The organism is Segatella sinensis, from assembly GCF_040095255.1.
Lineage (GTDB): Bacteria > Bacteroidota > Bacteroidia > Bacteroidales > Bacteroidaceae > Prevotella > Prevotella sinensis.
Genome location: NZ_JBBNGE010000001.1, coordinates 1 through 11465 on the forward strand (window position 1 = coordinate 1; position 11465 = coordinate 11465).

6 protein-coding genes are annotated in these 11465 nt (G+C 43.4%); 1 reads left to right on the forward strand and 5 read right to left on the reverse strand.

Going from position 1 to position 11465, the window contains the following annotated elements; all coding sequences use genetic code 11:
- The coding region (locus tag AAAT87_RS00005; protein ID WP_489743390.1) for an ATP-binding protein at positions 1-524 on the forward strand (524 nt) is incomplete at its 5' end.
- A 181-nt stretch (positions 525-705) separates the two neighbouring features.
- On the opposite strand, the gene AAAT87_RS00010 is transcribed toward AAAT87_RS00005, so the two are convergent.
- From AAAT87_RS00010 to AAAT87_RS00030, 5 genes are all read right to left on the reverse strand, one after another.
- Positions 706-2907, reverse strand: a complete 2202-nt coding sequence (locus AAAT87_RS00010) for a peptidase domain-containing ABC transporter (protein WP_349225273.1) — start codon at positions 2905-2907, stop codon at positions 706-708.
- Positions 2908-3050: 143 nt separating this feature from the next.
- Positions 3051-5255, reverse strand: a complete 2205-nt coding sequence (locus AAAT87_RS00015; protein WP_349225274.1) for an outer membrane beta-barrel protein — start codon at positions 5253-5255, stop codon at positions 3051-3053.
- Positions 5256-5366: 111 nt separating this feature from the next.
- Positions 5367-6980, reverse strand: a complete 1614-nt coding sequence (locus AAAT87_RS00020; RefSeq protein WP_349225275.1) for a tetratricopeptide repeat protein — start codon at positions 6978-6980, stop codon at positions 5367-5369.
- Positions 6981-7446: 466 nt separating this feature from the next.
- Entirely contained in the window at positions 7447-8406 is a 960-nt protein-coding gene (locus AAAT87_RS00025) for a bifunctional hydroxymethylpyrimidine kinase/phosphomethylpyrimidine kinase (protein WP_293460386.1), read from the reverse strand.
- A gap of 35 nt (positions 8407-8441) precedes the next feature.
- Complete coding sequence (locus AAAT87_RS00030) at positions 8442-11339, reverse strand: two-component regulator propeller domain-containing protein (protein WP_349225276.1); 2898 nt, start codon at positions 11337-11339, stop codon at positions 8442-8444.
- Positions 11340-11465 lie beyond the last annotated feature (126 nt).

The window sequence follows — 11465 nt, forward strand, 5'->3', positions numbered from 1 at the left end:
GCAGCCAGGAATCGATGATGACAGATATCTTTGAACGTGTGAAGTCTCCGTTCTATCATTTTGGAATGCTGATGAGAGTCAACAAGATTCCATACGAAGATTTCAAGTCATATATTGCAGACAGAATGAAAGATGTATCAGAGCAGCCTACTCAAATTGCAGACGAGATACTGGCCTTTACAAATTGCCATCCATACTACACGCAACAGCTTTCATTCGCAGTTTGGAACAATCTGGTAGCTGGCAAAAACGAGGATATACTCCAACTCGCCATAGAAGACATCATAACAACTCATGATTTAGACTACGAACGCTTATGGCTGAATTTCAACAAGACAGACAAGTATGTAATGGTCAGCATCTGCGAGGGCAACAATCCTGCACAAGACAGGAACCAACCTACCAGCACGATGACCAGTGCCCTATTGCGTTTAAGCAAGAAAGGCTATATCATCCGAAGTGACAGATATGAAATAGAAGACCCATTCTTCAGGAAATGGATACTCAAGAATATGATAGAGTAAGATTATATACTGAGAAATCGCCAGCGAAGCTGTAGAAAGGCTTCGCTGGCGATTTTGCAAGAGAGATTTATCTATGTGTTAACAAAACAAACTCGCTCCAAATTGGACTTTGATTGGATATCAAGAAGTTTCAACTCGATATTATCTTATTCTCTTTCTTCTGTTCCATATCAAACGCATTTTAGTTTCCCAATTCCAACTGATTCTTCACAAGATTATAATATGCCCCTCGCTTGGCGGTCAAAGATTCATGGTTGCCAACCTCAACCACCTTTCCCTGGTCAAGGACCACGATTTGGTCGGCATTCTTCACCGTGCTCAGGCGATGAGCAACAATCACAACCGTCTTGCCTTGGTAGAACTTATCCAGGTTCTCCACAATATTACGCTCATTGTTAGCATCGAGCGAGTTGGTCGCCTCGTCCAGGAAGATATAGTCAGGATTCTTATAAACAGCTCTCGCTATCAGGATGCGCTGCTTCTGTCCCTGGCTCAGTCCTACGCCATCACGCCCAATCTTGGTGTTGAACTTCAGCGGCAAGGCCATCACATAATCCTTGATGCAAGCTATCTCGGCAGCTCTCATCAAACGGTCTTCATCTATCTCTGCATCATCCACGGCTATGTTGCGCCCGATGCTCTCCGAGAAGATGACGCCCTCCTGCATCACCACGCCACACTGTCGGCGCCACCATTTCCTGTTGAGCTGATTGATGTCGGTATCGCCGATGGTGATTTTTCCTTCCAGCACCAGGTAGTAACCCAGCATCAATCGGATGAGTGTGGTCTTTCCGCTGCCAGATGCTCCCACTATTGCCGTCACCTTGCCTTGAGGAATAAGAATATCCACCCCGTCTATCGTCTTTCTGAGGGCATGAGGATCATACTTGAACATGATGTTGCTGATATGGATACCATCCTCAGGATGATCAAGACCAGTCAGCAAGCCCTCCTTTCCGTTCTCATCATCCATCTGGTGAATCTCATTGATTCGTTCCAGACTGATTTTCACATCCTGAACGGAATAGAAAAAGTTCATGAGTTGCTCCACCGGCGAGTTGAGCTGTCCGATGATATATTGCACGGCAAGCATCATACCCAAGGTCATGTGCCCTTGGATTACCGCCGTAGCGGCAACCACCGTCACTACGATATTCTTCACCTCATTGATAAAAATACTTCCTGCCTCCTGGGTCTGCTGTAGTTTTAGAGATTTCTGCTGCACCCTGAAAAGATTCACCTGAGTTTCCTCCCACTCCTTCCGCTTGCGCTGCTCACAATCCTGCAACTTGATTTCCTGCATAGAAGTAATGAACTCGTATGTTCTGTTGTTATTGATGGCCTGCTGCTCGAAGAGTTCATAATCGAGCACCTTTCTTCGACGCAGGAAGAGAGCCATCCATCCTCCGTACAGGATGCTGCCAAGCAAGAAGATGGCAAACACCACCTTATTATATATAAAGAGCACCACCGAAAACACCACGAAGGTAAGCATGGCAAAGGTGATGTTGAGCGTCTGCTGGGTGAGGAAGTTGTTCACACGACTATGATCGTTCATTCTCTGCATCAAGTCGCCCATCAGTTTGGTGTCGAAGAAAGACATCGGCAGTTTCAGAAGTTTGATGAAGAAGTCGCTCACCAGGGAGATATTGATCCGCATGGAGATGCGGAGCAGGAACCATCGGCGGACGAAATCTATCGCAGTTCGGCTGATGGTGAGCATCAACTGGCCTAAGAGTATGAGCCAGATGAATCCAATATCTTGGTTCTTGATACCGACATCCACGATGGATTGGGTAAGGAACGGCAACACCAGCTGCAGGGCGCTGCCCGCAAGCAGTCCCAAGATAATCCAGGAGAATGCCTTGCGGTATTTCTTGAAATATCTGAAAAGGAACTTGAAGGAACGCTTCTCCTTCTGTCTATCTTCTCCTTCCATCTGATAGGTGAAGAAGGCAGGAGTGGTCTCGAAAAACATGGCGATGCCCTTGTCCTCGTCATTAGAGCGAGTGCTTATCCAATGCGGTCTGAATTCTTCAAGATTATAAGTAGTCTTACCCTTGCCAGGGTCTGCAATATAGAACTTCTTGCCCTTCTTCACCTTATATAATACCACGAAATGGTTCTGGTTCCAATGAAGGATGCAAGGAAGCGGAGTCTCGCTCAGTTCCTCTATTGTGGCCCTTGCCGAAACCGTTTGAAATCCCAATATTCTTGCTGCCTCGTTGATACCCAGCATGGAAACACCTTCCGTTGTTGCAAAACAAATCTTCGACAGAGAGTCCAAGGAGTACTCCCTGCCGAAATATCTACATATCATCTGCAAGCAGGTGATACCGCATTGCATGCTGTCATGCTGATGTTCTATCTTTATATGTGCCATTACTAAAAATGAAAGAATATAGACATTAATATTGTTCTACCTCGCAACTGATACTCCTTGCTCGTACGGGTCAACCCAGAATAAACAGTATAACCGTAGGTGCGCTGATTGAAAAGATTAATTAGAAAGCAGCAAAGAAAAGTCTATTCTTCCGAAATACCAAGTCTCTTCATTTCTACTTCTGCTGATGTTTGATTCTCTCTTTCTTTTATCTTATGGAAACGATATGTTAACGTCAATCCTATTTTTCTAGTTTCATACTTTGTATTAAAACTAGATTTAACATTATAAATCTGCCTACAAGCACGATTTCTATCTCCATTAAAAATATCATACCCATCCAATGATAATCGCAATCTATCGTTCAAGAAAGATTTTTTGATACTCAAATTGACAGAAGAAGATGATTTTACATTTATCGACTCCATGTATCCACCCCAGACTTGTTGCCAAGACAGAGAGAGCAGAAAATGCTTAGGAAGCTTGAAATCATTATCAAAATTAAGAATTGTCGACGGATGTCCATCATGAAATGTTGTTCCATCAATCCCCGGATAATGCATAATTGACTTCTGAAAGAATCCCGTCAACGATGCTGTATAGCATTTATAGGTATTACGCCAATTCAACATCGCTGACAAAGCTTGACGATGCGACAAATTATCTTGTGACGAAACCGTTACTGCCGAGTTACCTTCCAAAGAATAAATCACCGGCAATAATGGACGATAAACATAATCATAATTTAATGTAAGAAACAAAGACTTATACATCAACTGATAAGACAATCCATGAGTGATGGCAGTCTTCAACTGGCTATTACCCTTAGATTGCTCATAACGGTTCACATACGTCACATTATCATTCATATCTGCATAATTAGCACGATCTGTTCCTATCGAATAGCTAAGATTCTGCATCAACAATCCATGACTATAGCTTAGGGTTACCGATGGCAGGAATGTATTATCACTATGCGACTCTATCACAGACGCCTTTTCATTCTTCCGACGAGAATATAGATTCTGATAACGTATTCCTGTACTCAAGGAAAAGTCCCCCAAGGGTAATTCGTAGTTGATAAATACTGCATTTTTAACTTCCTTATTCTCAAAACGACCATCGAACTTCAACCGTTCATAATCTATCTTATCTACTCCCTCACTATAGCTGAAATCATATCCCATACCCAAAGTGCCCCACTTTCCAAAATCATGGGTAGCATGGAAATTAGAAGCCAGGACATTCCATTTAGAATGTCCCATATATGAAACCTCAGAACTCGTACCTATATGATTTTCCTTTAAAGCAGAATTAGTGTTCGATACTTTAGAAATATAATCCATCACTACACTCACGTGCCAGGCATGATTCAAACTTGCATCATAATACATATTGACATGATGCGTAAGGAGGTTGTTTTTAGTTTTATTTTTATCAAAGAGATAATATGCAGGTCCAGCATTTGGCACTACACTAAACGTATCCTGAGTCTCAACCTTTCCATCCGTGTACATTCCACTATAAAGCATCCCTAGTTCTGATTTATCAGACAGATGATAAGTCATACCAGCAGAATAAGTATGACTACCAGAATGCGTTAAGCTTTCAATATGTTGCATTTTATTCCAAATGGTATCAGCCAATACCTGTTTATTATAATCAGAACTTTCGGAAGCATTATTTCTCCTATAGTAATACTTACCATACAAATCTATTTTTCCTGAATTGTATGTTGAAGAGAAACCTGTTTTATGAGCCAAATGCTTTGCCTGAGTGACATTTCCGATGACATTAAATGCCACACCATCTCCTAAAATTTTAGTTTTTATATCAACCACAGGTGAACCCGATGTGTCATAATCCGCCCCAGGCATAGCAACGATTTTTAAAGATTTGATTTGATCAACCGGTAAGTTATCGATAAGACTTTGATCTCTCACCTTACGTCCATTTAAATAATAGACCGGGGCTCCCTTACCCAACACATTGAACGAATTTCCTACATGTAAGACACCAGGAACCTTACCAATCAGTTCATATATATCATTCTGATGGTTAAGAATAGAATCATGCTCTACGTCTACGAGTAAATTATGACCAGACAACTTTATGTTTTTGCGATGAGCTATCACCTCTACATCAGATAGAGAGATTGCTGTAGAATCCGAGATACCAGTCATGTTTTTGGCAACAACGTTACTATCAGAATCAAGGATAGCAATGTTTGCAGGAACATCACCTTTGTTAGCTCCCATATCCCTTTCTATTATATTTCTAGCACTAGCAATTTGACATAAAATTACCATAAAGAAAGAGAGAGCAACTAGAATTTTATTAATTTTCATACTTATTTTTAACATTAAAAATTTCACAAAATGTTATATATAAAACTTTTTCAGTATAAGATACAGAAGGACACCTGAATAAAAGTAAAAAGCACTATATAGCCCCTATTTCTAGAAGTTTTCTATGTAGTTACGAAGCGAAAAATGCTCATTTTTTATGCCTACCTTATCCTTATACAAGAACAACTTTTGCTTGATAGCTTTCTCGCTCACACAATAGATAGATGCTAAAGTCTTTTGCGATAATTTTAAACGCAACAACATCATTAATCGCACATCTGCATTGGACAAATTAGGATGCTCTTTCTTTAGCCTCGACACAAACAAATCCTCTACACTATTTAAGAAGACTTCTAACTCTGTCCAATCATTATCAGAAAGCACAATATGCTTGCCCTCATTGGGAACACTCGAATTTAATTTTTCCACAACCTCTATCTTCTTTAGCAAATAGGTACGCATTACAGACAATTGCACATCCCTATGAGAGAGCTCTTCTTGGTGTAATTTCTCCATCATTTGCTGCTTTTGGCTGAATATTTCCTGTTCATGAGCTATGCGAGCTAATGACAGTTTTCGATACGACCAATAAGCATACAAAACAAAAGAAATAACAATCAAGCCCAAAAGTAAAAACAATCCAAATACCCATCGCTGTATTTCCGTCTTTCCTTGCATTTTTGCCCTTTCACTTTCTTTCTTCAAAAAAGAAGTATAATAGGAATTCTTGGCTTTGGATGCTGTCCGGTACATTTCTTGCAAACAAGAACATGCTGAATCACTGAAAGTTTTAGCCGTTTTATAATCCTGGGCTTTTACAGCTGCTTGACTTTGCATATAAAATACCGAATAATGATCTTCAGCAGTTTTAGGAGTTGCTTGATCCAATATTGCAAAAGCTTGCTTTATGGAATCTACTGTAATATAAGCAGAAGCTAACATTAACTGACAGGAAAATCTATCATTACCATTCAAGTCGTAAGCTTGCCGAGCATAAAACAGGCAACTATCCTTTTCTCCCATTTCCTCAAATGTACTCGCTAGATTTTGTCTTACATAAGACAATAAGTTATTATCGCCTACAGACGCTGCCATCCTATATGCCTTCTTTTCTTCTTCCAAAGCCTGGTTCAAACTATCAACGTAAAAGAAGTTTTCTCCTAACTTCAAACGGGCTACCACCTTATTATATATAGTTACATTTGGCATCGAATCATACATCTTCACCAAAGCCTTTGCATATTTCAATGCTGTATCAGGTGCCAATTGTTCTTCTACTTCTATCAGCTTATCCAATGCCAAGCATTTTAAATTCATATTATGAAGGCTGTCAGATATGGAATAGGACTTTTCTAAACAAGCCTTTGCCTGCTCCATACTATCATTCAGCAGAAAGTATTTTCCCATATAATACAAGGTTGTAGCATAAAGCGAATCGTCCTGATGTTCTCCATACCAATCATACGCTATGTGGATCAAGGAATCATTATCCACATCCAAGCCCGACTTATCCTGCGCCATGTAATAAGTGAGAGCATACTTCGCCATATCTTCATCAGAGAGTTTACCTTGATTGATACGGTTCAAAAAGGCCAAGGCACTATCTGGCTTAGACTCTGCCAACGTATAAGCTAAGTCCAACTCTCTCTTATGACTTTGATAACATGATACCAATACCGAAAGCATCACAAAAAACAATATCGTAAACGAAATACTTCTTCTCATATTTTTAGTATAATTACATTCTGGGCGCAAAAATACAAAATATTTTTCAATAATAGAACTAAATAGGGTCTAAAATACAAAGTCTGCAGAAAAGCACAATACAACTGATTATCAGGTATATATATTATATTTATAACAAAAGGGGGTCTAAATAATAGTCGTATTTTCGCATTACCAACCGTTCTGCATCAGATAACAGAATCTCACGCTTTGGTTGCCAGAATGCATTATGTTAACGAAACCAACTCATTGTTTTATGGCTCCTAAGTCTATGAGTTCCGAGAAGGAAAACATAGAGTTAAAAAGCAAAGAAAAAAATAACACGGACAAATTGTCCGACAGCTTATAAGTTACTAACATTTAAGTCTTTACAAGCACCCGGACAAAAGAGCCGGACAAATTCAATTTGTCCGTGTTTCTAATTTAACTTAATTATTTTAACTTTTTGGTCAAAAACCACCTGTTTTCAGCCTTTCTGCCTGAAAGCAGAAGGCGTTACCCCTCTCATCTTCTTGAAGAACTTGGTGAGATGAGCCTGGGATGAGAAGCCGAAGGTGTTGGCTATCTCCTGCACCGTATGCGTGGTGGTAGAAAGCTCGCGCTCTATCTCCTTCACGATGTATTCATCGATGATCGCCTTCGGCGTCTTGCCGGAGATGCGGCGGGTAACCTGCGCCAGATAGCGGCCACTCACATTCAGCTGGTCGGCATAGAAATGCACATCGCTATAGGTGCGGCAGAAGTTATTCACCTGCGAGATAAACTGGTTGTAAAGCTCGGAACTCCTGCCCTGCAGATTGCTCTCCCTAGCCAGTTCTATATTGATGAAATCCTGCGCCATCGCCAACGCCTCCTCCATCTTCTTACCCTGATTCAGATAGATGGCAAGGGCAGAAGAGAAGCGGTTGATGAGACCATGCGAATTGGCATTATCGAGCCGGTAAATCCTGAGCCCCTGCTTTTCGGCAAGCTCCAGGAGTCGGGAGTTCTGAAGAATGATGTCACTCTCCTTCTTTCTCGCCACGACTACCGAACAGAGCGGCAGCAGACGGTATTTGATCTGGCTCACCACATCCTCCGTCATCAGCGCATCGCCCTGACTCGACCAGATGGAAGGGGCGTAGATGATATGGTCGGGACGATACTTGGTCAAGGCATCAATGAGCACATTCAGCGTCTCTACCTTGCGTATCATTCCCACCTTCACGATGTTGGGCTGCATATCGTTCATGATTGCCTCTATCTGTCCGGAAACAATCTCGGCAGGAATATCGAAGAACTCCTGGATACCCAGGGTATTCTGCACGGTGATGCTGGTTATCGCCGAAACGGCATAACCTCCCAATTCGAATATCGTCTTGATATCCGCCTGCACACCAGAGCCACCGGTGCTGTCGGAACCTGTAATCGTTAATATTGGCAACATATCGTTTGAACTTTGAACTTTAATCCTTATACTTTTTAACTGCGCATAAACTCAGTAGGAGTCATTCCAAATGCCTTGGAAAAACACTTGGAGAAATAGCTGCTGTTAGAGAAGCCTACTGTGTACATTACCTCTGACACGCTGAACTTGCCTGCCTTCAATAATTTTGCCGCCTTCTGCATTCTCATATCACGGATATACTCCACCGGAGTCTGACCCGTAAGTGCCTTCAGCTTGCGGTAAAGCTGCTTGTTTCCCATACCCATCTTCTCCTGAAGCATCGACACGTTAAAGTCGGAATCCACCATATTCTCCTCTATCATCTCCCGAATCTGGTTGAGCAGTTTCTTATCCATCTCATCCATCTCAACTTCCGGAGCCTGAGGAGCATGGAGATCTACAATCATTGCCGACTCTGATTCGTCGTCGGAAGCATTCACATCAAGATGAGAAACTACCAGATTATTCACTTCCTCGAACGAACGGTGAGCGGCAGCATTCTTCAGATCATCGGCAAGGTTGGCATAGAACTGCATACGCGCCTGCACCTGCTCCAGGATTTCCTCCTTCTGCTTTTTCGCCTCCTTCAACTGCTTTCTTACGAAATGAGCATTGATGACCCAGGCTATACCCACAATCAGGAGGGTAAGATAGAACAGCTTGCACCAGATGGAAAGATACCATGGCGGAAGAACGGAGATCTCGAGCTGATAAACTTCATCTCCGATATTTCCCTCGCCATCCACCACATGCACGGTGAGATGATAATCGCCATACGACAATCCATTGTAAGTGATGTCAAGATTGCCCTTGTCCAGATAATGCCACTCGTGGTCGCTACCCTCCAGACGGTAGGCATAGACGGCGGTAGGATGATCGGCAAAAGGCAAATCAGACAGCTGGAGCGTGAAGTTGTTCTCATCATGCTTCAGTACCAGCGTCTTCAGTCCCACGGGCGAAACACCCGGTGTTCCCTCAATGTTCTCATCGAGCAGGGCATCCTGGGTCTGTCTGCCATTCACCACGATACCCGCCAGGAGCAGCTGCGCCTTGTCGTCCTTCGGCATGGTAAGGTCGGCACGGATGGAAATGAAGCCATCGTTGCCACCCATCACCACTTCGTGGTTCAGCTTGGAATAATAGATATTGTTCGGATTCTCCATCGGAATGAAGAACCGGAAACTGTTGTTTCCCTGGTCCAGCACGCTGCAGATATTGCCTGCCACCACCCAGACCTTGTCTTCTACGTCACACATAGAAACCACCTTCGCACCTATCTTCCATTCCTTGCTTTCCACCTCCTTGCCCTTCATCGGCAAGTTCACCATATAGCACTTCACGCTGGAATTATATCCTACCCACACATTGCCGTTGTCAGACTTCATCAGATAATTGATGGCATCATTGCCTGGGATATGGGAGATGCGAAGGGTACGGGTATCGATACGGTCGAGATGATTATAAGAGGATGCCCAGACCATTCCCTTTCCATCGAGTACCAGCTGACCGATGTGCAGGCCCGAGAGGGCGTTCTTGCCCTTGTCTGAGAAATGATAGTCTGCCACACAGGTGGCTGTAGCTGCAGATGAGAGTGAGATGGCTGCCAGAAGGCGCTGCTTGTCCAGCACGAAGACGCCACCCTGATAAGATGCCATCCACATCCTGCCCTTCTGATCCTGAAGAATATCATAAGCCCAGGCAGTAGAATACTTGCCGGTCTTGTCATAGACGATAAAGTTGAGCAACTTTCCCGTACTCTTCTGATAGAGGTTGATGCCATGGTCTGTACAGATCCATACATCCCCCTCCTTGTCTTCATAAATCTTGCGCACACGGTTGTGAGCAAGAGGAGCCGAAGGGTTGTTCTGCTTATACCATACCACATTCTGATATTCAGAAGCTGCACCCTGCACGCGCACTCCCTCTGCATAGTGAATCAAGCCGTTGGTTCCGCCCATCCACCAGTCGCCGCTGCGGGTCTGAAGGATAGCATGCAGACAGTTGCCCTCGCCCGAGAAGGTAATCTTATCGAGCGAAGTGAAGCGATAGTAGGTATGGGTAGATAAACGGGAAAGTCCGTGATCGGTACCGATCCACACATTCTGCCACTTATCCACATAGCAGGACCATACGATATTGTTGGGGATGGTTGCCTCATTGCGCGAGTCGTGAACGAAATGCTCCAGACTGTTGTTCATCGCCATGCGATAAAGTCCATTATCTGTACCGATATAGAGATTGCCATCCTGGTCTTCGTCCAGACACTTCACGGAGTTTCCATCCAGCGCCGCAATCTTGGAAAAGTTCTGCAAAGCCTGGTCGGCGCAGTACAAAGCTCCCTCGGTACCTATCCAGTAACAGTGGCGCTTGGCATCGTAAGCCAGGGCATTCACCAGCGGCTGTGCTCCGGGAGTCAGGAGAATCTGGCGCTGGTTGAGACGGAGTCCGGCGAGAGAACCCACCAGAAGTCCCTTCTGCGTATGCAGGATAGCATACACATCGTTGCCAAAGGCATCTTTCCTGCCCTTCATATCAAGCACTCGCAACTCCCTTGCCATCTTTTTCCTGCCCTTACCTCCATCAGATTCCATCGCTGGCGCAGAAGCATAGATTCCCTTCTGCGTATCAAACTTCAGCATTCCACTGCCCGTAGCCAGATAGAGCATGCTACCCTCGAAGCCGAGCGCATTGATGCGGATATGACTAAAAGAATGGGGAGCAAAATGACAATAGTCGTGGTAGCCATCATAACTGTAGAGACCATTGTCGGTACCCAGCCAGACTACTCCTGATGTATCTTGGGTAATGGCATAGACAGCCTGAGCACCATCCAGGGTGGTGTTGACGAAACGTTGCGCATGGAGCGCTATGGATATAAAAAGCATAGCTATCGCCATGCTTACTCTAGATAAAGCGGTTAGTGATTTGTTCATAGCTGCAAAAATACACATTATTCACGACAATGCCAAATATTATTAGAGAAAAATAACAATAGAATAAGGAGAAGTTGTTGAAAGGACAGAAAGAAGATGTTGAAAGGATAGGGAGAATTTGTTGCT